Source organism: Curtobacterium sp. NPDC092190 (assembly GCF_044755625.1).
In the GTDB taxonomy this organism is placed as follows: domain Bacteria; phylum Actinomycetota; class Actinomycetes; order Actinomycetales; family Microbacteriaceae; genus Curtobacterium.
The window spans coordinates 429,942-454,775 of sequence record NZ_JBIVRJ010000004.1 but is presented as its reverse complement, the minus strand read 5'-3'; the positions used below and the strand labels follow the sequence as shown (position 1 = coordinate 454,775).

Annotated in this window: 22 protein-coding genes; 14 read left to right on the top strand and 8 right to left on the bottom strand. The window is 72.8% G+C overall.

What is annotated here, in order from left to right; all coding sequences use genetic code 11:
- The first annotated feature begins 192 nt into the window (after window positions 1–192).
- The 4 genes from ACIQFY_RS12890 (at window position 193) to ACIQFY_RS12875 (ending at window position 4,469) form a co-directional block, all read left to right on the top strand.
- On the top strand, window positions 193–903 hold the full coding sequence (locus ACIQFY_RS12890) for a GntR family transcriptional regulator (protein ID WP_209684533.1): 711 nt from the start codon (window positions 193–195) through the stop codon (window positions 901–903).
- Window positions 900–1,916: an ADP-ribosylglycohydrolase family protein gene (locus ACIQFY_RS12885; RefSeq protein WP_400340376.1), complete on the top strand. Its 1,017-nt coding sequence runs from the start codon at window positions 900–902 to the stop codon at window positions 1,914–1,916. Before ACIQFY_RS12890 ends, ACIQFY_RS12885 begins: the two co-directional genes overlap by 4 nt.
- 148 nt (window positions 1,917–2,064) lie before the next feature.
- The gene (locus ACIQFY_RS12880) at window positions 2,065–3,549 is read left to right on the top strand and encodes a cytosine permease (protein WP_251160009.1); all 1,485 of its coding nucleotides are present in this window, start codon (window positions 2,065–2,067) and stop codon (window positions 3,547–3,549) included.
- A complete protein-coding gene (locus ACIQFY_RS12875; protein ID WP_311205751.1) occupies window positions 3,546–4,469 on the top strand; it encodes a PfkB family carbohydrate kinase in 924 nt (307 codons plus the stop codon). Before ACIQFY_RS12880 ends, ACIQFY_RS12875 begins: the two co-directional genes overlap by 4 nt.
- 338 nt (window positions 4,470–4,807) lie before the next feature.
- On the opposite strand, the gene ACIQFY_RS12870 is transcribed toward ACIQFY_RS12875, so the two are convergent.
- On the bottom strand, window positions 4,808–5,713 hold the full coding sequence (locus ACIQFY_RS12870; protein WP_400340375.1) for a carbohydrate kinase: 906 nt from the start codon (window positions 5,711–5,713) through the stop codon (window positions 4,808–4,810).
- Window positions 5,714–5,842: 129 nt separating this feature from the next.
- Here ACIQFY_RS12870 and ACIQFY_RS12865 point away from each other — a divergent pair, with 129 nt between their 5' ends.
- The gene (locus tag ACIQFY_RS12865) at window positions 5,843–6,262 is read left to right on the top strand and encodes a BLUF domain-containing protein (RefSeq protein ID WP_066651524.1); all 420 of its coding nucleotides are present in this window, start codon (window positions 5,843–5,845) and stop codon (window positions 6,260–6,262) included.
- A gap of 82 nt (window positions 6,263–6,344) precedes the next feature.
- Window positions 6,345–7,388 carry a hypothetical protein gene (locus ACIQFY_RS12860; protein ID WP_400340373.1) on the top strand — a complete coding sequence of 348 codons (1,044 nt, stop codon included), beginning with the start codon at window positions 6,345–6,347 and terminating at the stop codon, window positions 7,386–7,388.
- 96 nt (window positions 7,389–7,484) lie between these two features.
- Here the strand turns inward: ACIQFY_RS12860 and ACIQFY_RS12855 are convergent, their stop codons facing one another.
- Window positions 7,485–8,600, bottom strand: a complete 1,116-nt coding sequence (locus ACIQFY_RS12855; protein ID WP_400340371.1) for an N-acetylglucosamine-6-phosphate deacetylase — start codon at window positions 8,598–8,600, stop codon at window positions 7,485–7,487.
- Window positions 8,597–9,649 carry an ROK family protein gene (locus ACIQFY_RS12850; RefSeq protein WP_400340370.1) on the bottom strand — a complete coding sequence of 351 codons (1,053 nt, stop codon included), beginning with the start codon at window positions 9,647–9,649 and terminating at the stop codon, window positions 8,597–8,599. Before ACIQFY_RS12850 ends, ACIQFY_RS12855 begins: the two co-directional genes overlap by 4 nt.
- Window positions 9,650–9,780: 131 nt before the next feature.
- Between ACIQFY_RS12850 and ACIQFY_RS12845 the strand changes: the two genes are divergently transcribed.
- The 5 genes from ACIQFY_RS12845 to ACIQFY_RS12825 all read left to right on the top strand — a co-directional run bounded on the left by ACIQFY_RS12845 (window position 9,781) and on the right by ACIQFY_RS12825 (window position 15,307).
- On the top strand, window positions 9,781–10,569 hold the full coding sequence (locus ACIQFY_RS12845; RefSeq protein WP_066651516.1) for a DeoR/GlpR family DNA-binding transcription regulator: 789 nt from the start codon (window positions 9,781–9,783) through the stop codon (window positions 10,567–10,569).
- A gap of 215 nt (window positions 10,570–10,784) precedes the next feature.
- A complete protein-coding gene (locus ACIQFY_RS12840) occupies window positions 10,785–12,023 on the top strand; it encodes a Gfo/Idh/MocA family protein (protein ID WP_400340368.1) in 1,239 nt (412 codons plus the stop codon).
- Window positions 12,020–13,333, top strand: coding sequence for an ABC transporter substrate-binding protein (locus ACIQFY_RS12835; protein WP_400340367.1), 1,314 nt, complete (start codon window positions 12,020–12,022; stop codon window positions 13,331–13,333). Before ACIQFY_RS12840 ends, ACIQFY_RS12835 begins: the two co-directional genes overlap by 4 nt.
- A 109-nt stretch (window positions 13,334–13,442) precedes the next feature.
- Window positions 13,443–14,402 carry a carbohydrate ABC transporter permease gene (locus tag ACIQFY_RS12830; RefSeq protein ID WP_400340365.1) on the top strand — a complete coding sequence of 320 codons (960 nt, stop codon included), beginning with the start codon at window positions 13,443–13,445 and terminating at the stop codon, window positions 14,400–14,402.
- The gene (locus tag ACIQFY_RS12825; RefSeq protein ID WP_326497262.1) at window positions 14,399–15,307 is read left to right on the top strand and encodes a carbohydrate ABC transporter permease; all 909 of its coding nucleotides are present in this window, start codon (window positions 14,399–14,401) and stop codon (window positions 15,305–15,307) included. The genes ACIQFY_RS12830 and ACIQFY_RS12825 overlap by 4 nt, the downstream gene beginning before the upstream one ends.
- Window positions 15,308–15,635: 328 nt before the next feature.
- Here ACIQFY_RS12825 and ACIQFY_RS12820 read toward each other — a convergent pair whose 3' ends face one another.
- From ACIQFY_RS12820 to ACIQFY_RS12800, 5 genes are all read right to left on the bottom strand, one after another.
- Window positions 15,636–16,538, bottom strand: a complete 903-nt coding sequence (locus ACIQFY_RS12820; protein ID WP_081984540.1) for a carbohydrate ABC transporter permease — start codon at window positions 16,536–16,538, stop codon at window positions 15,636–15,638.
- Window positions 16,535–17,485: a carbohydrate ABC transporter permease gene (locus tag ACIQFY_RS12815; RefSeq protein WP_251154272.1), complete on the bottom strand. Its 951-nt coding sequence runs from the start codon at window positions 17,483–17,485 to the stop codon at window positions 16,535–16,537. The genes ACIQFY_RS12820 and ACIQFY_RS12815 overlap by 4 nt, the downstream gene beginning before the upstream one ends.
- Window positions 17,486–17,494: 9 nt before the next feature.
- Window positions 17,495–18,850, bottom strand: coding sequence for an ABC transporter substrate-binding protein (locus tag ACIQFY_RS12810; protein WP_251160021.1), 1,356 nt, complete (start codon window positions 18,848–18,850; stop codon window positions 17,495–17,497).
- A 41-nt stretch (window positions 18,851–18,891) separates the two neighbouring features.
- Window positions 18,892–20,208 (bottom strand): alpha-galactosidase, encoded by a 1,317-nt coding sequence (melA, locus tag ACIQFY_RS12805; RefSeq protein WP_066651509.1) that lies wholly within the window; start codon window positions 20,206–20,208, stop codon window positions 18,892–18,894.
- Between the two features lie 234 nt (window positions 20,209–20,442).
- Window positions 20,443–21,231: a DeoR/GlpR family DNA-binding transcription regulator gene (locus ACIQFY_RS12800; protein WP_400340362.1), complete on the bottom strand. Its 789-nt coding sequence runs from the start codon at window positions 21,229–21,231 to the stop codon at window positions 20,443–20,445.
- A 158-nt stretch (window positions 21,232–21,389) separates the two neighbouring features.
- Between ACIQFY_RS12800 and ACIQFY_RS12795 the strand changes: the two genes are divergently transcribed.
- The 3 genes from ACIQFY_RS12795 to ACIQFY_RS12785 are packed head-to-tail and all read left to right on the top strand — an operon-like array spanning window position 21,390 to window position 24,831.
- The gene (locus ACIQFY_RS12795; protein ID WP_235426417.1) at window positions 21,390–22,721 is read left to right on the top strand and encodes a D-tagatose-bisphosphate aldolase, class II, non-catalytic subunit; all 1,332 of its coding nucleotides are present in this window, start codon (window positions 21,390–21,392) and stop codon (window positions 22,719–22,721) included.
- Window positions 22,718–23,851 carry an SIS domain-containing protein gene (locus ACIQFY_RS12790; RefSeq protein WP_209684547.1) on the top strand — a complete coding sequence of 378 codons (1,134 nt, stop codon included), beginning with the start codon at window positions 22,718–22,720 and terminating at the stop codon, window positions 23,849–23,851. The genes ACIQFY_RS12795 and ACIQFY_RS12790 overlap by 4 nt, the downstream gene beginning before the upstream one ends.
- Window positions 23,848–24,831, top strand: a complete 984-nt coding sequence (locus ACIQFY_RS12785; protein WP_066651504.1) for an N-acetylglucosamine kinase — start codon at window positions 23,848–23,850, stop codon at window positions 24,829–24,831. Before ACIQFY_RS12790 ends, ACIQFY_RS12785 begins: the two co-directional genes overlap by 4 nt.
- The last annotated feature ends 3 nt before the right edge of the window (window positions 24,832–24,834 follow it).

Here is a 24,834-nt window from a genome sequence, read left to right as displayed (position 1 = left end):
CCCCACGATCCGCCGGTGGGGGGCGCCCCGCGGCCGCTGGGGGGCCGCGCCGCGTCTTACACCGCCTGGTACTAGCCCCCGCCCCCCCCCCCCCCGGGGGGGGGGGCGGGGGCCCCGCGGCCACCGCGCCTCCCGTCCGTCGTGTGATCGCCTCGGTGACTGGACAGGCGTTGTACATGTACACTCCTGTCCATGCCCGTCTCATCGAAGCGACGCCTCGTCGCCGACGCCCTCCGCGACGCGATCGCGACGGGCCGGTACCGCGCCGGTGAGCGCCTGCCCGGCGAGCACGACCTCGCCGCCCGCTTCGCGGTGAGCCGCGGCACCGTCCGCGCCGCCCTCGCCGACCTGGCCGACGACGAGTACATCTCGACCCACGGGGGCGTCGGCTCGGTCGTCACGTTCGACGGCGCCGCCCTCGACCCGCGGGGTGGCTGGGCGCGGTCGATCGCCGCCTCGGGCACCGAGGTGACCACCCGCATCCTGCGACTCGCCCGCGTGGACGACCCGGGCCTCCAGGTCGAGGTCGACGCTGCGGACGCGGCGTTCGTCGCGGTCGACCGGCTGCGCACCGTCGTGGGCGGGCGGCCGGTGTCGCTCGAGCGGAGCATCCTGCCCGCCGTCGGCCGCCTGGCCGCTGCACCGACCGACGGACTGGTCGAGGACTCGCTCACGGCGACCATCGCCGAGGCCGGCCTCGTGCCGGCGAGCGCCGAGCAGTGGGTCGACGTCGTGCCCCTCGACGCCGAGGACGCCCGCCTGCTCGACCGCGCCGAGGGGACCCCGTTCCTCCGGAGCCGACGTGACTCGCGCACCGCCCAGGGCGCGTTCGTCGAGCGCGTCGACAGCCTCCTCGACCCGGACCGCTTCCGCCTGCACATGCGCTTCGGGACCGCACGATGACGACTCGACAGGACACCGTGAACGACCAGACCCACGCCCTCGCCGCCCTGACCGGCCTCGCGATCGGCGACGCCCTCGGCATGCCCACGCAGTCGATGTCCCTCGCGCAGATCCGAGCCGACCACGGCACGATCTCCGGGTTCGTCGACGCCGGACCGCACCAGCGGATCGCCGCCGGCATGCCCGCGGGCACGATCACCGACGACACCGAGCAGGCGGTCATGGTCGCCGAGCTCCTCGTCGAGGGTGACGGGCACATCGACCCCACCCGCTTCGCCGAGGCGCTCATCGCCTGGGAACGCGCGATGGAGGCCAAGGGCTCGCTCGACCTGCTCGGCCCCAGCACGAAGACGGCCGTGCAGCGCATCCTCGACGGCGTCCCGGCGTCCGAGGCCGGGTCGACGGGGACGACGAACGGCGCCGCGATGCGGATCGCGCCGGTCGGGATCGCCGTGCCCTCCGGTGACCTCGTGCGTCTGGTCGACGCCGTGCAGGACGCGTCGCGCGTCACCCACGACACGGGGATCGGCATCGCCGGGGCGAGCGCCGTCGCCGCCGCCGTGAGCGCGGGTGTCGGCGGCGCCTCCCGGCCCGAGGCGCTCGACGCCGCGGTCGCGGCCGCCACGATCGGCGCGGCCCGCGGCCACTGGGTCGCGGGCGCGGACATCGCTGCGAGGACGACCTGGGCGCGCGACTTCCTGCCGACCGTCCCCGCCGACGAGCGGATCGACACCGTGTCGCAGCTCGTCGGCACGAGCGTCGCCAGCCAGGAGTCGGTCGTCGCAGCGCTCGCCCTCGTGGCGCTCGACCTCGACCCCTGGGAGACGCTCTGCACGGCCGCGTCGATCGGCGGCGACACGGACACCATCGCCGCGATGGCCGGTGCCGTGCTCGGTGCCGTGCACGGTCCGGACGCCTGGCCCGTCGACGCGGTCACCACCGTGACGGCCGTGAACCACCTCGAGCTCGGCCCGCTGGTCGACGGACTGCTCGCGCTCCGTCACCGGGCCTGACCCGACGCCGGACGGCGGCGGTCCCCCCTCCGCCGCCGCCCGGTCACCACCCCTCCCCGGGAGCACCTCGCTCCCCCGCCGCACCCTCACCTCCCCCGCAGCACCCCACCTCCCCCGCAGCACCCTTCCGATGACGTAAGAGGACCCCATGGCCCAGGACACCACCACGCGCTCCGGCGGCACGCTCTCCAGCGGCACGCTGACGAGCGTCGAACAGCGCGGCATCGAGCCCGTGCCCCACGACGAGCGGAACGGCGCCCCCGGGGCCCTGTTCTGGGTCTGGTTCGCCGCGAACATCTCGATCCTCGGGCTCCCCCTCGGTGCGACGCTCGTGGCGTTCCAGGGGCTGACGATCTGGCAGGCGCTCGTCGTCGCGGTGATCGGCGCCGCCGGGTCCTTCGCGGTCGTCGGGGTGATCTCCATCGCCGGACGCCGCGGCGGGGCTCCCGGTCTGACCCTGAGCCGCGCGGTGTTCGGCGTGCGCGGGAACATCGGTCCGACCGCGGTGTCACTGCTCTCCCGCCTCGGGTGGGAGACCGTGAACACGACGACCGCGGCCTTCGTGCTGCTGTCGCTCTTCACGATCCTGTTCGGCACCGACGGCGACGCGAAGGCGAACCCGGTGCTGACGATCGTCGCCATCCTCGTGTTCGTCGTCGCGACCGTGCTCGTCTCCGGGCTCGGCCACGCGTTCATCGTCGCCGTGCAGAAGTGGGCGACGTGGGTGTTCGGCGCCCTCAACGTCTTCGTCGCCGTGTTCCTGGTGCTCCGTGTCGACTGGGACGTCGTCGGGTCGCAGCCCGCGGGCCCGGTCGCCGCGATGGTGATCGGCATCGGCACCATCGCCGCGGGCACCGGCATCGGGTGGGCGACCGCCGGTGCGGACATCGCCCGGTACACGCGCACCTCGGTGAAGGCGGGCGCCCTGATCAGCGCCAGCGCCGCCGGCGCGGGCATCCCCCTCGTGGTCCTGGTCGGTCTCGGCGCCCTCGTCTCCGCCGGCGACCCCACCCTCGCGCAGGCCGGTGACCCGGTCGCGGCGATCCGCGACCTGCTGCCGAGCTGGATGGCGATCCCGTACCTGGTCGCGGCCTTCGGCGGACTGCTGCTGTCGAACCACCTGTCGGTGTACTCGGCGAGCCTCACCACGCTGACCCTCGGCATCAAGGTGCCCCGCGTGTGGGCGGTCGGCGTCGACGTGGTCGTCACGACCCTCGGCGCGATGTACTTCATGCTCGTCGCCGACGGCTTCTACGCGCCCTTCATCACGTTCATCTCGGTGCTCGCGGTGCCGATCACCGCCTGGCTCGGGGTGTTCATCGCCGACATGGCGAAGCGACGCTGGTACGACCCGGCCGCGCTGCTCGACCTCCGCGCCGGAGGCCGCTACTGGTACCGCGGCGGCGTCGCCTGGGGCGCCCTCGCCGCCTGGGTCGTCGCGATCGTCGTCGGCTTCCTCTTCACCTCGGTGCAGGTCGGCGACGCGGACCCCGTGTTCGTCGGAGCACTCTCGGACAGCTGGATCGGCGCGAACGGCCTCGGGTGGATCGTGACGTTCGTCGTCGCCGCCCTCGTGTACCTGCTCACCGGCGGTGCCCGCGGCCAGCTGCACGCTCCCGAGGAGCGCGCGTGAGCCGCCTCGTCTCGGTCGGCAACGTCGTCGTCGACATCGTCCTGCGCGTGGACGCGATCCCCGAGCCCGGCGGTGACGTCATCGCCTCGGCGTCGGAGATCACCGCGGGCGGCGGGCTCAACACGATGGTCGCCGCCGTCCGCGACGGCCTGCCCGTGGTGTTCGCCGGGCAGTACGGCACCGGGCCGTTCGGCGACGTCGTCCGTGCGGCGCTCGTCGACTCGGGCGTCGAGGTCCTGCAGCCCGGGCTCGACGACGTCGACAGTGGGTACTGCGTCGCACTCGTCGACGCCTCCACCGAGCGCACCTTCGTGACGAGCGTCGGCGCCGAGGGCCGGCTCGGCCGCGCGGACCTCGACCGCGTCGCGCTCCGGCCGGACGACACGGTCGTCGTCTCCGGCTACGGCCTCGCGCACGCCGTCAACGGTCCGGCCATCGCCGACTGGCTGACGACGGTGCCCGACTCCGTCCGTGTCGTGCTCGACCCGTCACCGCTGGTCGACACGCTGCCCCCGGCGGTGCTCGGCCCCGTCACGGCGCGCGCGGACGTGGTCAGCGCCAACGGCCGGGAGGCACGGCTCATGGCACCGACCGCCGCGGGACTCCCCGAGGCGGTCGCGGCGATCGCCGCATCCGCCCGCGGCACCGCGCTGGCCCGTGACGGCGCAGCGGGCTGCTGGGTCGCCGAGCCGGGGCGCGCCCCGGTCCTGGTGCCCGGGTTCCCCGTCGACGCGGTGGACTCGAACGGCGCGGGTGACGCCCACGGCGGCGTGCTCGTCGCTGCCCTGGCGCGCGGTCACTCGCTGGTCGACGCAGTCCGGCGTGCCAATGCCGCGGCGGCACTCGCGGTGACACGGCGGGGGCCGGCGACGGCTCCGACGGCCGCGGAGACCGACGCGTTCCTCGCCGCGCACGCCTGACGGCGGGGGGCCCGGCCGGTGCGCGGCCGTGCGCCCGCGCGGGCCGCAGCGGTCACGCGGTCAACGGTCGGCGGTCGGTGGTCGGGCGGTCAGCGGTCGCGCGGTCGGTGGTCGGTGGTCGATCGGTCAGCGGTCACGCGGTCGGTGGTCGATCGGTCAGCGGTCGCGCGGTCGGCCGCCGGTGCGATGTGCTCGCGCACAACCGGGAGCACCTCGCGCCAGGTCGATCCGCGGCGCCACGTGCTCCCCGTTGTGCGGGCGACGCGAGGCTCATCCGTGGCGAGCACCCGTCGCTGCCCCGCACGTTCGGTCCGGGCGTGCGGCCGGGCGACGAGCGGTCAGGCGCCCAGGACCCCGGCGGCGTCCGTGTCGAGCTCGGCCCGGACGGGCGGGTCCGCGCCCGGGCGGGACACCGTGACGGCGGCACAGGCCAGCGCGAGCGACGCCAGGCGTCCGAGCTCGTCGGTGTCGAGGCCGGTGGGCGCGGATCCCCGTGCGAGCACGCCGGCGAGCAGCCCCGCCATGAACGAGTCACCCGCGCCGATCGTGTCCGCGACCTCGACGCGCGGCGCCGGCACGGTGGTCCGCGCGCGGGCGGACGCCATCGCGCAGCCCGAGCCGCCGAGCGTCACCGCGGCGAGCGCCGCCCCGTGCGCCAGCAGCCCGTCGAGGACCTGGTCGACGCTGCGGTCCGGCCAGAGCCACGCGGCGTCCTCGTCGCTGAGCTTGATCACGTCGGCCTCGGCGAACAGCGGTTCGAGGGTGGCGAGCACGGTATCCCGGTCGGGCGTGATCGACGGACGGACGTTCGGGTCGAGGGAGACGAGGGCGTCCGTCGGGCGGGTGCGGAGCGCCTCGAGCACGGTCCGTGCTCCCGGCTCCAGCACAGCACCGATGGAGCCGACGTGCACGAGCGGCGTGCCGACCGGCACCTGCACCGGGTCGAGGCGCCAGTCGAGGTCGAACTCGTAGGACGCACCGCCGTCGTCGCCGATCGTCGCGACGGCGGTGGAGGTGCGTTCGATCGCGGTCGCGTCGACCTCGACGTCGCTCGCGCCGACGTGCGCCCGGATCGAACCGCCGTGGTCGTCGTCGCCGAGCGCGCACACGAGCCGTGCGGCCCGGCCGAGGCGAGCGAGGCCGACGGCGACGTTCATCGGGCTCCCGCCCGGGTGCTCGACGCGCCCATCGGGGCGGTCGACCACGTCGACCAGGGCTTCTCCGATGACGATGACGGGGTCCATGGCACCAGCCTCCCAGAGCCGACGGCCGTGCGACGTCGGCCTGTCCGCTCGTCCCCCGGTGGTCCGTGGACGCACGGGTGCCGCGGAGTTGACTGACGGACCCGGCACGACCGCCACCAAGGAGCCCCGATGCTGTCCCTCATCTACTCGAGTGTCGCCACCCGATCCCTCGACGACGACGACCTCGCCGGCCTGCTCGCGCAGAGTCGGCGGGCGAACGCGGAGAACGACATCACCGGCGTCCTGCTCTTCCGGAACGGCTACTTCCTGCAGCTGCTCGAGGGTCCGGACCAGGCGGTCCGCGCGAAGATGGCGACGATCAAGCACGACGACCGGCACACCAAGGTCACGGTGCTCACCGAGGAGCTCATCGAGGAGCGGCAGTTCCCGGAGTGGACGATGGGCTACCCGGCCGAGGACACCGACGTCGAGCAGGCCCCGGGCTACCGGACGACCTTCGACGACCTCGACGCCGCGGACGGCACGCAGATCAGCTCGCTGCCGGCGCTCCGCGAGCTCATCCGCTGGTTCCGACCCTCGCCCCGCTGACGACCCGTCCCCACCGTGACCGACGCGCGGCGTGCGAGGATCGGCTCGGTCGGACAGGGGGTCCGACGGACGGGGGCACAGCGTGGGCGACGCGACCAGCGAGCAGACCAGGACGCACCCCTGGGTGCACGTGCTCGGCGCGGCGGCGATCGGCGTCGGCGCCGCACACCTCGCGCGCGCGGCCGCCCTCCTCACGTTCTTCGTCGGCGTACCCGGCCTCGTGGCGCTGCTGGTCCACACGGTCGTGGCGTGCGGAGCACTCGGTGGTCTGGCGGTCCTCGCCACCCGGCGTCGCCGGACGGCGTGGCTCGGTGCTGCGGGCCTCGTCCTCGTCCCCGCGGTCCTCGTCGCGGCGCTGCTGCCCGCTGCCCTCGCCGGCCCCGAGCCGACGTTCCCGCTCCTCGCGTCCACGCCCACGCCGTACCTGGTGGGCGCGGTCGTCGCCGCGGTCCCGGCGATGCTCGTGCACCGCGGAGTCCTGCGGAAGCTCGGCGCCGTCCTGGGGACGGGCGCCGCGGTCGCGGTCGTCGCGGTGGTCGTCGCGGTCGGCGTCCGCGTCCACGGGAGCGACGTGCAACGGGACGAGCAGGCCATCGCGCTGGCGCAGGTCGCCATCGGCGCGGACTTCCGGCCCGTCACGATCTCCCCCGACGGGTACGGCTCCGTGTACGAGGCGAACATCGAGCAGCGGCTGCCGGGGTTCCTGCAGGTGTTCTCCTCGCCTGCCGAGGAGGCGCACGCGCCCGGCGACGCGTCGGGATCGGATCTGACGGTCGTCACGCTCGCCGCGACGACCCCGCCGTGCGGCCGACCGATCGAGGGGGTCGCCCCCGGCGGCGGTTCCGAGGCGGAGACGTCGTGCGACGAGGACGGCGGGGTCGTGCGGCGGACGAGCGAACACGGCCACGAGGTCGCCGCGGTCGTGGGCGACACGCTCGTGGCCGTCAGCGCCCTGCCGGAGGTCGACGACAGCCTGCTCGAGGCTGCCGTGCGCTCCGCGGAACCGATCGACGACGAGGCGTACCGGCACGTGCTGCTCGGGGACGGCGACGAGTACACCGACGAGCTCGACGGCAACCGGTGTCCGGTCGTCGGCGCGGCGTGCGGCCCGCCGGCGCGTCGCTGATCCGGACGGGAGGCACGTGGCGGGCCGGCACCGCGCCTCCCGTCCGACGGCGCCGGCTCCGTGACACGGGCCGCCCGGGCGGGCGGCCGCGCTCGGTCAGGCGGCCGGTCCGAGCGGCAGCGGGTGGATCCGCCCGTCGGGTCCGACCACCACGAGGTCGGCGGCGGATCCGACGCTGAGCGGCGGACGCAGACCGAGCACCGACGCCGCCCGTGCGGAGGACGCGTGCACCGCCGCCGGCAGCCGGTCCGGACGACCGTCGACGAAGCGAGCGACGGCGTCCGCCACCGTGATCGTGCTCCCCGCCAGTGACGAGCCGTCCGCGAGCCGGGCGACTCCGTCGGAGACGACGACCTCCGAGCCGGCGATCCGGTAGCTGCCGTCGGGGCAGCCGGTCGCGGCCATGGCGTCCGAGACGAGCACGAGGCGGTCACCCGCGGCTCCGCGCACGACGTCGACGGTGACCGGGTCGAGGTGGTGGCCGTCCACGATGCACTCCACGGTGAGACGCTCGTCCGACAGCGCGACGCCGACCGGGCCGGGCGCACGGTGGTGCAGCGGCGGCATCCCGTTGAACAGGTGCGTGACGAGGGTCGCACCGGCGTCCACCGCCGCCCGGACCTGGTCACCGTCGGCGTCGGTGTGCCCGATCGCGACGACGGTGCCCGCCGCGACCAGCCGCCGCACCGCGTCGAGCGCACCCGGGAGCTCGGGCGCGAGGGTGACGATGCGGAGCGCCGCACCGCCGGCGTCCACGAACAGGTCGACCTCGTCGGGGGTCGGCGGGTGCAGCAGCTGCGCGGCGTGCGCACCCCGGCGGGCGGGTGCGAGCCAGGGCCCCTCGAGGTGCAGTCCGGCGAGCGTGCCGTCGTCGACGAGCGGTCGCAGGCGGTGCAGGGCAGCGACCGTGTCCGGCACCGTGCCCGTCGCGATCGACGCCACCAGGCGGGTGGTCCCCCGCGCGGCGTGGTGGTCGGCGGCCGCCCGCGCCTCGGCGACCGAGCACGAGGCGAAGTCGTGCCCGAGGGCACCGTGCGCGTGCAGGTCGACGAAGGCCGGCAGGACGGTGCCCGGCGCCTCGACCACACGGTCGTGCACCGGTGCCGCACCGGTGCGGACCGCGGCGACCCGGCCGTCCTCGACGGCGAGCCACGCCTCCGACAGGTCGACCGCGGCGGTGACGATCCGTGGGGCGCGGACGAGGACGGTCACGCGGTCACCGCCACGTCCGGCACCGACGCGGCACGCGCGGAGCCGGCCTGCGCCGAGCCGGCTCGGGCCTGGCGGGCGAGCAGCACCGCACCGATGGCGCCGGCCGCATCGCCGTGGCGCGCCCCCACGAGTTCGGGCAGTCGGACCCCGGCGAGGCGGTCCGCGACGGCGGCGCGCAGCGGGTCGAACAGCAGCGGCCCGGACTGCGCCAGCCCGCCGCCGACGATCAGGGTGTGGCACCCCGCGACGGCCGTCAGCCAGGCCAGGGTGTCGGCGAGCACGTCGACGCAGTCGTCCCACGCCCGTCGGGCGACCGGGTCCCCGTCGAGCACCCGGAGCATCGCGTCGTGGGCGCTCGGAGCACCACTGCGGCGTGCGACGGCGCCGGCCGAGGCGACCTCCTCGACCCGGAGGCCCGCGTGCGCGCCGTCCCGGATCCGGACCTGGCCGACCTCCCCGGCCCACCCGCCGCCCGGTACGACCCGGCCGTCGACGACCAGGGCACTCGCCAGGCCGGTCCCCACCGGGACGAAGGCGACGGTGCCACGGCCGAGCGCGGCGATCGTGTCGGTGGCGGTGTCGGTGACGGTGTCGGTGTCGGTGTCGGTGTCGGTGGCGAGCGGACCGCCCGGGGCCGCTCCCGGACCGGCGGCCCGGACCTCGGCGAGCGCTCCGGCACGGACGTCGTGGCCGAAGGCGAGCGGGACGGCGTCCACGCCTGCCGCGCGCAGGGCGTCGTCGACCCGTGCCCGGACCGGAACGTCCCGCCAGCCGAGGTTCACGGAGAGCACCGATCGGCCGGCGTCCTCGTCGACGACCCCGGGGACGACCAGACCGATCGCCCCGAGTTCCGTCCCCCGTCGCCGGGCGACCGTCCGGGCCCGCTGTCCCAGCGTCGCGACGAGCTCGGCCAGCGCGATGGCCTGCGGGTCCTCCCGGGGCGTCGGGACACGCTGCTCCTCGAGCACCCGCCCGTCGTCGGCGACCAGGCGCACCTTGATGCTCGTGCCCCCGACGTCGATGCCGAGCGCTGCACCGTTCGCGGTCATCGCGAGCCCTCCGGTCGTGCCGATCGGGACTGATCGGACGCCGACAGCCTGCCGACCGATCGTGATCGGTGCAAACAACGCGCATCATTTCCGCTCACATCGCGCAGCGAACACGCCCGTAGGATGACGCCATGACCCCGCAGCAGAGGCTCAACGCGCTCCTCGAGCTCGTGAGCGACCGCGGGAACGTCTCCATCGCCGAGATCGGCGAGGCGCTCGGCATCTCCGCTGCGACCGCCCGGCGCGACCTCACGACCCTGGCGGACCAGCGGCTGGTCACGCGCACCCACGGTGGGGCCGCAGCGCTGGGCGCGGGGTACGAGCTGCCGCTGCAGTACAAGATCGCCCGGCAGGCCGAGGCGAAGACCGCCATCGCCCGGGCGACCGCCGCGCTCGTCTCCCCGGGGGACACCGTCGGCCTGAACGGCGGGACGACGACGACCGAGGTCGCGCGGGAGCTCGGCAAGTCCGAGCGCTTCATCCGCGCCGACGGCGAGTGCGGCATCACCATCGTCACCAACGCCCTGAACATCGGCTACGAGCTGTCGATCCGCGCCAACGTCAAGATCGTCGTGACGGGCGGTGTGGCACGGCGGCAGTCGTACGAGCTCATCGGCCCGACGGTCCGCGACACCCTCGACGGGTTCGCGCTCGACGTCGTCGTGCTGGGGGTCGACGGGCTGTCCGGCCAGTACGGCGCCACGACCATGCACGAGGGCGAGGCCGAGGTGAGCCGGCACTTCGCGTCGGTCGGACGGCGGATCATCGTGGTCGCCGACTCGACGAAGATCGAGCGCTCCACCTTCGCGCGCATCTGCCCGCTCGACCGCATCGACGTGCTCGTCACGGACCAGGCGGTGCCGGCGTCGTTCGCCGCAGACCTGGCCTCCGCTGGCGTGGAACTCGTCGTCGCGAGCTGACGCCCCACGGCTGCGGTCACCTCGGATCCGTCCGTCGTCGTCGACGTCGTCGGCTGCGCAGCCGTGGTCGGCCGGTGCCGTCGTCTCCCGTCGTCGTGACGTTGCCGACATGTAACAACCTCGGATGCACGCTTCCGTGATCGAGCCGTCCGTGCTTATTGTGCACTCATGATCGATTTGGCATCATTGCCGTCACAATCACGCAAGGGAGCGAGATGACCACCACGAGCACACGCCTGCTCCGGGTCGGCGTCGTCGGCATCGGCCAGCGGTCGGCCATCGCCGACCACGTGGCCGCTGCGGGGCTGGACGCCGACGGCGTGGACGCCCGGATCACGGCCGCTGCCGACACCACGGAGGGCGGCCGGACACGTGCCGCCGCGCACTGGCCGGAGGCCGAGGTGGTCGCCGACCACCGGGCACTGATCGGCTCGGACGGCGTGCCGAACCTCGTGGACGCGGCGATCGTCACCACCCCGGACTGGACCCACGCCGAGATCGCGATCGACCTGCTCCGTGCCGGCATCGCCGTCTACCTCGAGAAGCCCCTGGCGATCACGGTCGAGGACGCCGACGCCGTCCTGAACACCGCCGCCGAGACCGGGACGCCCCTGTACGTCGGCCACAACTTCCGGCACGCCGCCGTCGTCCGACTCATGCGCGAGGTGATCGCCCGCGGTGAGATCGGCGAGGTCAAGGCGGTGTGGGTCCGCCACTTCGTCGGCAACGGCGGCGACTACTACTTCAAGGACTGGCACGCCGACCGCAGCCGCGTGAACTCCCTCCTGCTGCAGAAGGCGAGCCACGACCTCGACGTCGTGCACGCCCTCGCCGGTGCGTACACGAGCCGGGTCGTCGGGATGGGGTCGCTCTCCGTGTACGGCGACGTCACCGACCGGCGGGACCGCAGCGACGAGCTCATGACCGACTGGTTCTCGTTCGACAACTGGCCGCCCGCCGAGCAGACCGGCCTGAACCCCGTCGTCGACGTGGAGGACGTCTCGATGGTGATGATGACGCTCGACAACGGCGTGCAGGCGAGCTACGAGCAGTGCCACTTCACGCCCGACTACTGGCGCAACTACACGGTGATCGGCACCCACGGACGGCTCGAGAACGTCGGCGACACCGGCGGTGGTGTCGTCAAGGTGTGGACCCACCGCCGCAACTGGGACGTCGCCGGAGACGTCGAGTACCCCGTCGACGGCGTCGAGGACGGTCACGCCGACGCCGACCTCCTCACGATGACGGAGTTCCTCCGCTCGGTCGCCCTCGGCGAACCGACGACGCTGTCCCCGATCGCGGCGCGCATGGCCGTCGCCGCCGGCGCACTCGCCACCCGCTCGCTCCGCAACGGCTCCGTCCCGCTCGACGTGCCGCCCCTGCCCGATGCCACGATCCGTCACTTCTCGGCCGCCGGCCGCGACGACCTCTCCGGAAGGAACACCCGATGACCCTCCCCTCCCCCCGTCACGGCCGCGGTCGCCGCCGCGCCCTGCTCGGCCTCGCTGCCGCGGTCAGCGCCGTCGCCCTCCTCGCCGGGTGCAGCAGCGCCTCGTCCGCCGGCTCCGACTCCGGGACGGGCACGGTCGCGAAGGACACGAAGGCCGACCTGACGTACGCCGTGTGGGACCAGAACCAGGTCGACGCGATCAAGGCGAACATCAAGGGCTTCAACGAGGAGTACCCGGACATCACGGTCAACGTCGACGTCACGCCGTACGCCAACTACTTCACGAAGCTGCAGACACAGGGCTCCAGCAACACGCTGCCCGACCTGTTCTGGATGAACGGCCCGAACTTCCAGCTCTACGCGGGCAACGGCAAGCTCGCACCGATCACCGGCGCCGTGGAGTCGGGCGCGATCGACCCGTCGAAGTACTCGAAGGCGCTCGACGACCTGTACACCTACGACGGCAAGCAGTACGGCGTGCCGAAGGACTTCGACACGATCGGCGTCTGGGTGAACAAGGCCCTGTTCGAGCAGGCCGGCGTCGCGATGCCGTCGAAGGACTGGACGTGGCAGGACTTCCAGGACACCGCCGCCGAACTGTCGCAGAAGCTGCAGGGCGACGGCGCGTACGGCGCCGCCGGCGGCATGGACGGACAGACCACCTACTACGACACGATCTTCCAGGCCGGCGGGTCCGTCATCGACGACGGGAAGTCGGAGTACGACACGAAGGCCGCGCAGGAGGGCATCCGCTTCTGGACCGACCTGATCGACTCGGGCGCCTCGCCGACGATCAAGCAACTGACCGACACCACGGCGGACCAGTGGTTCACCTCCGGCAAGCTCGCGATGTACCAGGGCGGCAGCTGGTTCCGGTCGGCGCTGATCGGCACCGACATGGAGCAGGACGTCGTCGTCTACCCGCTGCCGAAGGGCAAGGAGCAGGCGACCGTCATCCACGGCGTCTCGAACGTCGTCGCCGAGGGGTCGAAGGACAAGGCCGCCGCCCAGGCACTGCAGGCGTACCTGGCGAGCAAGCCGGCACAGCAGCAGCAGGGCGACATGGGCGCGGTCATCCCGGCGTACGAGGGCACGCAGGACGCCTTCACGAAGACCATGCCCGACGCGGACCTGCAGGTCTTCCTCGACGCGGTCGACTACGCGAAGCCGCTGCCGGTGTCGAAGAACACCGCCGCGTGGAACACCCTCGAGACGAACCTGCTGCCGAGCGCCTTCGACGGCTCCGAGCCGGTCGACCAGGTGACGGAGAAGCTCGCCCAGGAGATGGACGCAGCACTCGCGAAGGAGTGACGACGAGCCGGTCGGTCGGGCCCGCGCCCGGCCGGCCGGCTCCGTCCCGTCCGCCCATCCGCACCGCACGGACCACCCGATCCGACCGCCCTGGCCGAGGAGCGACCTGATGACGATCAACACCCAGCAACCGGACGCCACACAGGTGTCCGCACCGCCCGACACCAGTCCCGACGGCCCCTCGCGACCGTCGCGGGCACCACGCACCGACGGCATCTGGCCGTGGCTGTTCGTGCTGCCGCTGCTCATCGGCGTCGGCACGTTCTTCATCTGGCCGATCCTGCAGACGTTCTGGTACTCGTTCACGAGCTGGGGCGTGTTCGGCGGCGCCACCTTCACGGGCCTGGCGAACTACGGGCGCCTGCTGACCGACCCGCAGCTGTACCAGTCGTTGGTCAACACGATCGTCTACACGGTGATCGTCCTGCTCGGCATCCCGATCGCGGTCTGGCTCGCGAGCCTGCTGAACACGCCGGGCCTGCGCTTCGCACAGTTCTACCGCGTGCTGTTCTTCCTGCCCTACGTCGCGATGCCCGCCGCGATCGCCCTGGTGTGGCGCATCATGTACAACGGCGACTTCGGCATCGTGAACTGGTTCCTCGGGCTGGTCGGCATCGACGGCCCGTACTGGATCTCCACCCCGGGCTTCGCGCTCGTCGCGGTGTCCCTCGTCGGCCTGTGGTCGTCGCTCGGCTTCTCGATGATCATCCTCGGTGCCGGGCTCAAGGACATCCCACCCGAGCTGTACGAGGCCGCAGAGCTGGACGGCGCGAGTCGCTGGCGCCAGTTCCACGCGCTCACCGTGCCGCTGCTGACCCCGAGCATCTTCTTCGTGCTCGTCGTCACCACGATCTCGAGCTTCCAGCTGTTCGACCTGCTCTACGCGATCCTCGGCTCCACCAACCCGGTCATCCCGAAGACGATGTCCCTCGTCTTCTACTTCTACAACGCCGGGTTCATCGACAACGACAAGGGCTTCGCGGCTGCCATCGCGATGGTGATCTTCGTGCTCATCGGCATCATCACCGTCCTGCAGTTCCGGGTCCAGCGGAAGTGGGTCCAGTCATGACCGGCATCATCGAAGCGCGCGGCAGCAAGGTCGCGGCGGCCACGAGGGCGGCGAGCCGCAGCCGGGCGCAGACGACGGCGCGTCCGGGGCGCCGCGGGGGCAGCCACTGGTGGATCCACGTGGTGCTCGGCATCGGTGGGTTCGTCATGGCGTTCCCGTTCCTGTGGCAGATCGTCATGGCGCTGTCGACGAACGCGCAGGTGACCTCGCCGACGCCGACCTTCTGGCCCGGTGAGCTGCAGTGGAGCAACTTCGCCCGGGTGTTCGAACGGCTCCCCTTCCTCGACCAGCTCGCGACCTCGATCTGGGTGACCCTGATCCGCACCCTGGCGCAGATCGTGCTGTGCACCCTGGCCGGGTACGCGTTCGCCCGCATGCGGTTCCGCGGCCGCGCGGTCATCCTCGGGATCGTGCTGTCGATCCTGCTGGTGCCGTCGCAGGTCTACCTGATCTCGCAGTACCAGATCGTCCAGGGCCTCGGGTGGCTGGACAGCCTGGCCGGCATCGTCGCACCGGGCCTGTTCAGCGCCTTCGGCACCTTCCTGATGCGGACCGCGTTCCTCAACATGCCCGCGGAGCTCGAGGAGGCGGCACGCATGGACGGAGCCAACCCGTTCCAGACCTTCTGGCGGATCATGCTGCCGCTCGCGCGCCCGTCGATCAGCGTGCTCGCGATCACGACCGTGCTCTGGTCGTGGAACGAGCTGCTCTGGCCGCTGGTGGTCTCCACCCGCGCCGAGGACATGCCGCTCGCCGCCGGGCTCGCGACCCTGTCCAGCGACCGGACCATCGACTACCCCCTGCTCATGGCGGCGAGCCTGATGGCGATGGCCCCGGTGCTGATCCTGTTCATCGTGCTGCAGCGGCGGGTGATCGACGGTCTCGCGTCCTCCGGCCTGAAGTGAGCGGTGGCCGACACGGCCACCGGACGGAGCGCCCCTCGGGATCCGAGGGGCGCTCCGTCGTGGTCGCTGCGGCCGCGTGGACGGCCGATGCGCCCGGACGGGAGGCACGGTACCGGCCCGCCCCGCGGCTCCGGTCCGTCCGTGCGCAGGACGGGAGGCGTGGTACCGAGCCGACCCGCGCCTCCCGGCCGGCAGTCCGCGCCCAGCCAGCGGCTCGGTTCCGGGCGGACCCGCGCCTCCCGGCCGGCAGCCGTGCCTGCGGACCGCCCGCACGGACGACGGGAGGCACGGTGCCCGTGAGCACCGTGCCTCCCGTCGTCCGTGCTGCTCAGCCCTTCAGACCGGCCGAGGCCATCGTCGCGACGAACTGCTTCTGCGCCACCAGGAAGAGCAGGATCAGCGGCAGCGTGGCGACCACGTTCCCCGCCATCAGCAGCGACCAGTCGGTCCGCCGCGCCCCCTGGAAGTTCGTCAGACCGAGCTGCAGCGTGAACGAGTCGGCGTCGTTGATCGCCACGAGCGGCCAGACCAGGTCGTTCCACGACCCGAGCAGCGTGAAGATCGCGAGCGTCGCCAACGCGGGACGGGCGAGCGGCAGCACGATCCGGAAGAACACCTGCAGGCGGGTGCACCCGTCGATCTGGCCGGCCTCCTCGAGCTCGGCGGGCAGGGACAGGAAGAACTGCCGCATCAGGAAGATGCCGAACGCCGAGGCGAGCCAGGGCACGATCGCGGCACCGAGGCTGTCCACGAGGTGCAACCGGGCGAACATGACGTACGTCGGGATCATGAGCAGCTGCGACGGGATCATGATCGTCGCGAGGATCGCCAGGAACCCGAACGTCCGCCCCGGGAACCGCAGGCGCGCGAACCCGTACCCGGCCAGCGAGCACAGGACGAGGTGCGAGACGATCGCCGACGCCGACACGATGACCGTGTTGAGGAGCCAGTGCAGGATGTCCGACTCGGCGAACAGGCGCGTGTAGCCCGACAGCGTGAACTGCGTCGGGAGGAACGACGGCGGGAACTTGTTGATCTCCGAGGCCGGTTCGAGCGACGTCATGAACATCTCGACGAACGGCAGCAGGAAGAGGAGCGCCACCGGTGCGAGCAGGAGGTGCCACGGGCTGAACGGCAGGCGACGTCGACGACGGGGTGTGGTGCGCTCCGCCGGTGTCGCGACGGCGTCCGGCCGGTTCGGGGTCTCGAGTACTCGGGTCTCGACGGTCATCGTGACGCGTTCCTTCCGGCTCGGCGCTGCACGAGCGTGACGATCACGGTCGCGGTGAGGGTGACGAAGAACATGCCGTAGGCGATGGCGGACCCGTAGCCGAACTGCAGGTTCTGGAAGGCCGTCTTCCACAGGTAGTAGACGATCGTCTGGGTCGCGTCGAGCGGTCCGCCTCGGGTGGTTGCGTAGACGAGGTCGAAGAGCTGCACGGCCTGCAGGGTCTGGTAGATCCCGACGAACGCGGTGACGGGCGCCAGCTGCGGCCACACCACGCGCCAGAAGGTCTGCCAGTTGTTCGCGCCGTCGATCCGGGCCGCTTCGAGCACGTCGCCGGGGACGTCCTGCAGGGCGGCGAGGTAGATGACGGTCGTGAAGGCCGCCTGCCCCCACAGGGACATGACGACGATCACGACCATCGCCTCGGCGCGGTCCTCGAGCCAGCCCTGGGGCGGGACGTGCAGCACGCGGAGCACGTTGTTGACGATGCCGAACTGCGGGCTGAACAGGTAGGTGGTCAGGATGCCCGTCGCCGCGGCCGAGGCCACGAACGGCACGAAGATCGCCGTGCGGTACAGCCCGATGAACCGGATGCGCCGGTTCAGCGCGACGGCCAGGGCGAGTCCGAGCAGCAGGGACGCGGGGACGAACAGGACCGTGTACAGCAGGGTGTGCACGGCGGCCGCGAGCGCGCTCGCGTCGGTGGCCAGGTCCTGGTAGTTCTCGATGCCGGCGAAGGACGGCGGGCTGAAGCCGTCCCAGCGCTGGAAGGAGAGGACGAGCGCCCAGACCCCTGGGAAGATCGTGAGGCCGAGGACGACCGCCAGGGCCGGGGCGACGAAGCCCCAGCCGGCGAGGCCCTCGCGGGCGGCGGCCGATCGACGTCGGCGCGGTGGCCGCGGCGGCGCGGTGTCGGTGGTCGGACGGGTGCGGAGTGCGGGAGTGGTCACGGGGGCCTCCTAGCCCTGACGGAGTGCCTTGTCGGCGGCGACGGTCGCCTGCCGGAGTGCCTCGGCCGGTTCGCCCTCGCCCTGCAGCACGCGGGACACCGCGTTGCCGAACGCCTCGGACAGGCCGTTGTAGCCGGGCAGGGTCGGGCGGACCTGCTTCGCGTTGGCGGAGTTCGCCTGGATCACGTCGAGTCCGGGCAGGGCGTCGACCTGCTTGCGGAACGCTTCGCTGTCGGCCTCGCTCGACCGCAGCGGCAGGTTGCCGACCGCGACGTTGAACCGCTCGTCCTGCTCGGGCGAGGTCAGCCACTTCGTGAAGTCCTTCGCCCAGTACGCGCGGTTCACGTCGTGGTTGTCGAAGAGGGTCCAGAGGTCCGGCCCGGACACCGTCTGGTGGTCACCGTCGGTGCCGGGGAGCCGCACCACGCCGTAGGAGGTCCCGGCCGTCTGCAGGGCGGAGAGCTCCCACGGACCGGAGGTGATCATGCCGACGCGGTCGCTCTCGAACAGCTGGGCGAACTTCGTGTCCGTCTGGTCGAGGTACACGCTGCGGTCGGTCACGGCCATGGACCGCATGAACTCCAGGGCGTCGACGCCGGCCTTCGAGTCGAACGCGGCGTGCTCGCCGTCCTCGGACAGGATCGAACCGCCGTTCTGCCAGAGGTGCGGCCACATCTGCCAGGTGGTCTCCTCGCTGCCCGAGACCGAGTAGCCGTAGCCGAAGGTCTGGCTGTCCCGGTCCGTCAACGCCTTCGCGGCGCGACGGAAGTCCGACCAGTCCCAGTCCGCCGTCGGGTACGGCTCACCGGCGGCGTCGAAGACGGTCTTGTTGTAGAAGAGCGAGATGTTGTCGACGACCGCGGGGAAGCCGATCACCTTCCGCCCGGTCGGCTGCGCGGTGCCGCGAGCCGCCGGGGAGAACTCGTCCCAGTGCGTGTCCGGGTCCTCCGCCTCGGCGCGCAGGTCGAGCGTCCGCCCGGATCGCTCGAGCTGGCTCGCCCACGACCCGAAGGTGTACGAGATGTCGGGTGAGTCGTTCCCGGCGAACGACGCCGCGAGCTTCTGGAGCAGTTCGTCGGTCGACGAGGCCCCGGAGGACATGTCGATCGTCACGTTCGGGTGCTCGTCCTCGTACTCGTCGACGAGCACCTGCAGGAGCTTCGCCGCCTCGTCGCTCTGGCCCGACCACATGGTCAGGTGGACCGGTGCCGTGGTGTCGAGCTCGGTGGCACCCTGCGGTGCGCAGCCGGTGAGGACCGTCGCGGCGACCGCGATCGCGACGGCGAGCGCGCCGCGTCCGGTGCGGCGGCGGGCGGTGCGTGTGCTGCTGCTGGTGCGTGTGCTGCTGCTGGTGGTGCGTGTCACTGCGGACTCCTTCGTCGTCAGTGGTGCGTCGGCCGGCGAGCTCAGATCCCGCGTGCGGGGATCGTCGCGCGCAGCGGTTCCGGCAGCAGGTCCCCGTGGGCGACGACGAGGTCGTTGCACAGCTCCCAGATCTGCTCGGGCGTGAGCGTCGAGGACGCGTTCGGGTCCATGAGCACCGCCTGCCGGATCGCGACCGGGTCACCCGTCCGCGCGGCGTGCACGGTGAGCTCGTTCACGGAGACGTACGGCCGGTTCAGCGCCGCTGCCTGCACGGGGAGCGCCCCCATCGGGATCGGTGCGATGCCGCCAGCGCCGACCGTGGTCGGGACCTCGACGACGCACCCGTCCGGCAGGTTGTCGATCAGGCCCCTGTTCGGCACGTTCGCGTGGATCTCGCGCTCGGTGCCGGTGACCAGCGAGTGGATGACCTGCGGGGCGTACTCCGAGGCGCCCTCCTCGAGCTGCACGGGTCGGCCGGCCGCCAGGTCGCGCTCGGCGGCCTCGAACTCGGCGACGTTGTCCTCGGAGATGCCGACGTACTCGAGCGGACGCAGGCGGAACCGGTCGACCTGCTCCGGCGAGCGGAGGAACCACGACAGGTACTCGGAGGAGTGCTCGCTCGTCTCGGTCGGGTAGGAGCCGATCCGCTTGAACACCTCGACCCGTACCCGCCGCTCGAGCTCCGGGTCCTGCCGGATGCGCTCGCGGAGCCGCGGGTACAGGTCCTCGCCCTCGTGCGTCCACTCGAGCAACCACGACTGGTGGTTGACGCCTGCTGCGCGGAACCGGGTCTGCTCGACGTCGAGGTCGAGGAGTCCGGCGAGGTCGTGCGCGGTCCAGTAGACGCTGTGGCAGAGCCCGAGCGCCGTGATGTCCGGCGCGACGGTGTCCGCCCACCAGATGTTCATCGCCATCGGGTTCGTGTAGTTGAGCAGGACCGCGTCCGGGGCGACCTCGCGCATGTCCGCGGTCAGCTCGGTGAGGAACGGGAAGGTGCGGAGGGCACGGAAGACGCCGCCGACCCCCGTGGTGTCACCGATGGTCTGGTGCAGGCCGTACCGCTCCGGGATCTCGAGGTCGGTCCGGGTCGCGGCGATCCCGCCGATCTGCACCATGTCGACGACGAAGTCCGCGTCGGCGAGGGCGCGGCGTCGGTCGGTCGTCGCCGTGAGGGTGACCGGCCGGCCGAGGCGCTCGCTCACCTGGCGGGCGGTGGCCTCGGCGACGGCGAGGCGACGCTCGTCGACGTCGAACAGCCGGAGGTCCAGCTCGGGGAGGTCGTCGTACCGGAGGAGGTCGGCGAGCAGCTGTCGCGTGAAGACGACGCTCCCGGCGCCGACGAACACGATGCGGGTCATGGGAAGCCCTTCGTTCGGGGTACCGCCGAGGGACGACGGTCGGGGCCACCCGGCGGGTGGCAGAGGGCACGGAGGGGTGGGAGGTCACGCGTCCCGACGCGGGCTCCTGCGGCGTCCGGGTGCGCGGCCTCGACGGGGTTCGCCGGCCGGGCCCCACGGTAGGGCGCGGTGGGCACGACCACCACGCAGCCTCGCGAAACGCGCAGGACGAGTGCGCGTTCGGGCGTGGAGCGCTCAGGCGATGAGGACCTCGACCCCGGCCGCGGCGATCTGCTCGAGCGCCTCCGCCGGGGCGTGCTCGTCGGTCACCAGGACCGACACGTCGCCGATGTCGGCCATCCGCGCCATCGTCTGCCGCCCGACCTTCGAGCCGTCGCACACCACGACCACGCGGTCGGCGTGCGTCACCATCACGCCGTTCGTCCGCGCCTCGGTGTCGTCGTGCGTGGTGACGCCGCCGGCCGCGCTGATGCCGTCCGTGCCGAGGAACGCCGTCGTGACCTTGAACGCCGCGAACGCGGCCTCGGCCAGGGGACCGACCGCCTCGAGCGAGGTGGCGCGGAGCGTGCCGCCGGTCAGGATCGTCTTCACCCGCGGGCTGCGCGAGACCTCGAGCGCGATGGTCACGGCGTTCGTGATCACCGTCAGACCGTTCCGGTCGCCGAGCGCCCGCACGACCTCCTTCGTGGTGGTCCCCCCGCTGACCGCGACGGCCTGTCGCCCCGGGGGCAGGAGCCGTGCGGCGAGCCGACCGACCGCGCGCTTGGCGGCGTCGGCCTCCGAGGCACGCATCACGACGGGCAGCTCCGGGAGCGCACCGACGGACTCGACCTGGCCGTAGCTGCGCACGACGAGACCGCGCGCCTCGAGCTCGCCGAGGTCGCGTCGGACCGTGGCCGCCGAGACGCCGCAGGCCCGGATCAGCTCGTCGGTGCTCGTCGAGCCCTGCTCCCGCACCCGCTCGAGGATGTCCCGCATCCGGTCCCGCCGCTTGCGGCCGACGTCCGGCGAGTCGTTGTCCATGGACCCATCATGCGCCAGAACGATCACTGCGAATGACCGGAGTGATCGTTGTGGCAGCGGAAGTGATCGGTCGTTGCCGACACTGGGTCCGGACGCGGCGCCGGACGGTGCCGCGTCGGCAGCGCCGCCGACCGCGGCGCACGCACCAGGAGAACCACGTGAACCCCATCACTGCGCTCGTCGCTCGCCACCGTGCCGGATCCGGTGAGGGCATGTACTCGGTCTGCTCGGCGAACCCGTACGTCCTGCGGGCCTCGATGCGCCAGGCACTCGAGGACGACGCCCCCCTGCTCATCGAGGCGACCTCGAACCAGGTCGACCAGTTCGGCGGGTACACCGGCATGACCCCCGCGGACTTCCGGGCCGCGGTGCTCGACCTCGCCGAGGCCGAGGGCTTCCCGGCCGACCGGCTCGTCCTCGGCGGCGACCACCTCGGCCCGAACACGTGGCAGGACCGCCCGGCCGCCGAGGCGATGCCGCTCGCCGTCGACCTCGTCCGCGCCTACGTCACCGCCGGCTACACGAAGATCCACCTCGACTGCAGCATGCCGCTGCAGGGCGAGGTCGCCCCGCTGACCGACGCGGTCGTCGCCGAGCGGGCCGCCGTGCTGCTCGCCGCCGCGGAGTCCGCCGCCACCGACGCCGGGATCGACCGCGACGGCATCGTCTACGTCATCGGCACCGAGGTCCCGACCCCCGGCGGGGCGAAGGAGACGCTGCACGACCTCGAGCCGACCCCGGCGACGGCCGCGGTCGGGACGCTCGACGTGCACCGTGCGGCGTTCGAGCGCGCCGGCCTCGCCGACGTGTGGCCACGCGTCGTCGCGCTCGTCGTGCAGCCCGCGGTGGAGTTCGACCACCTGCAGGTCATCGACTACGTGCCCGAGGCCACGACCGCGCTGCAGGAGGTCATCGAGGCGACGCCCGGACTCGTGTACGAGGCTCACTCGACCGACTACCAGACGCCCGAGGCGCTCCGTGCCCTGGTCGACGACCACTGGGCGGTGCTCAAGGTCGGCCCCGGCCTGACCTTCGGGCTCCGCGAGGCGCTGTTCGCCCTCGACGCCGTCGAGTCCGAACTCGTCCCGGACGGCAGCGCGGTCGACCTGCGCGGCGTCGTCGAGCGTCGGATGCTCGCGGAGCCGGACCGCTGGGAGCGCTACTACGAGGGCGACGCGCACGAGCAGCGCATCGCCCGCACCTACAGCTACAGCGACCGCATGCGCTACTACTGGCCGGACCCGGAGATCACCGCCGCGACCGAGGCGCTCGTCCGCAGCCTCGACGAGGTCGGCATCCCGCTCCCGCTGCTGAGCCAGTACCTGCCCGTGCAGTACGAGCGGGTCCGCGAGGGCCTGCTGCCGAACCGTGCCGAGGACATCGTGCTCGACCGCGTCCGCGACGTCCTGCGTCCGTACGCCGCCGCCGTCGCCCCGCGCGCGCAGGCCACCGGTACGGTCACCACCACCACCAGCAAGGAGTCCCTGTGACCACCACCGCCCCCGTCCGCGCCGACGAGACCGCGACCCACCGCGAGATCCTGCAGCAGCCCGACAGCTGGCAGCGCCTCGTCGCGTCGCTCGACGACCGCCGTGCCGCGCTCGACGCCTTCCTGCAGCCGCTGCTCGCCGACGAGGACCTGCGCATCGTGCTCACCGGGGCCGGCACCTCGGCCTTCGTCGGGGACATCGCGAGCGTCGACCTGCGCCGCCACCTCGGCCGTCGCGTCGAGTCGATCGCCACGACCGACATCGTCGCCGACCCGCACGGCTCGCTCGGCGACCCCGGCCGGGTGCTCCTGGTCTCGTTCGCCCGCTCGGGCAACAGTCCGGAGAGCGTCGCAGCGACCCGCGTCGTCGACGACGTCGCGCCCGGTGCGCACCACCTGGTCGTCACCTGCGACCCCACGGGCGCCCTCGCCCGCGAGCACCGCGGGCAGGACCGGTCCTTCGTCCTCGACATGCCGGCCGAGACGAACGACACCGGCTTCGCGATGACGTCCAGCTTCTCCACGATGCTCCTCGCCGTCCTCCTGGCCTTCCGGCCGGAGCTCGTGGCCGGCACCGGCGCGCTGGTCGCGGCGGCACGGACGATCGCCGGCCTGGAGGCACGGATCGCCTCGCTCGCGGAGGGCACCGAACGCGTCGTGTACCTGGGCAGCGGAGCGCTGCAGGGCCTGGCACGCGAGTCGGCGCTGAAGCTGCTCGAGCTCACCGCCGGCGGGGTCGTGTCGTTCTTCGACACCCCGCTCGGCTTCCGGCACGGCCCGAAGGCCGTCGCGGGTGCGCACACCCTGGTGGTCGTCTACGGCTCGTCGGACCCGTACACGGCGCGGTACGACGCGGACATCCTCCGGGAGCTCCGCGCGGACGGAGCCGTCCGGGTCGTCTCGGTCGGCGGGGACGCGGACGACGAGCGTTCCTTCCCGCTCGACGACCTGGCGGGCCTCGACGACGCGTTCCGCAGCGTCGCCCTGGTCGGCTTCGCCCAGCTCCTCGCGCTCGCCACGTCCGTCGCGCACGGGTGCACCCCGGACAACCCGTTCCCGGGCGGCACGGTCAACCGCGTCGTCCAGGGCGTGACCATCCACGACCACCGCGCGGGAGCTGCACGGGCATGACCGTCTTCCTCGGCATGGACGGCGGCGGCACCAAGACCGCGTTCCTGCTCACCGACGGCGAGGGCACCACGCTCGCCGAGTCGCGGCAGCCGGCCTCCTCCTGGTTCGACGCGGGGACCGGTCTCGTCGGCGACGTCGTCCGTGCGGGCGTCGACGCGGTGACGTCGGCGGCCGGCATCGCCCCGGCGGACATCACGTTCGCGCACTTCGGCATCCCCGGTCACGGGGAGTCGAGTCGTGACACTCCCGTGCTCGACGCCCTCCCCGCCGACGTGCTCGGACACGACCGGTACTCCTGCGGCAACGACATGGTCGGCGGCTGGGCCGGATCGCTGGCCGGCCGCGACGGCGTCAACGTGATCGCCGGCACCGGGTCGATGGCCTACGGCGAGCGCGGCGGCACCGCGCACCGCGTCGGCGGCTGGAGCGAGGTGTTCGGCGACGAGGGGTCCGCGTACTGGGTCGCCGTCCAGGGGCTCAACGCCTTCTCGCGGATGGCGGACGGCCGACTCCCCCGGGGTCCGCTGCACGCACTCGTGCGCGAGCGGGTCGGGGTGACCGAGGACCTCGACCTGATCGGCGTCGTCATGGACGAGTGGGGCGCGGACCGCGGCACCGTCGCCGACCTGGCGAAGGTGGTCGTCGCAGCCGCCGACGCCGGCGACGACGCTGCTGCCGACGTCCTGCGCCGCGCCGCCGCGGAGCTCACGACCCTGGTCGGCACGACGGTCCGCGCGCTCGGCTTCCCCGCCGACGAGCCGGTCCCCGTGTCGTACTCCGGCGGGCTCTTCCGGGCGCCGCGGTTCCGCGAGGCGTTCGCCATCGCACTGCTCGCCGAGGACACGACCCTCGAGCTCGTCGAACCCCGACACGATCCGACCGTCGGCAGCGTCCTGGTCGCGATGCGCCGGGCCGGGGCACCGATCCCCGAGCGGTTCACCGCGGAGACGGTCCCGGCCACCTCCAGCGCCGCCCGCTGACAC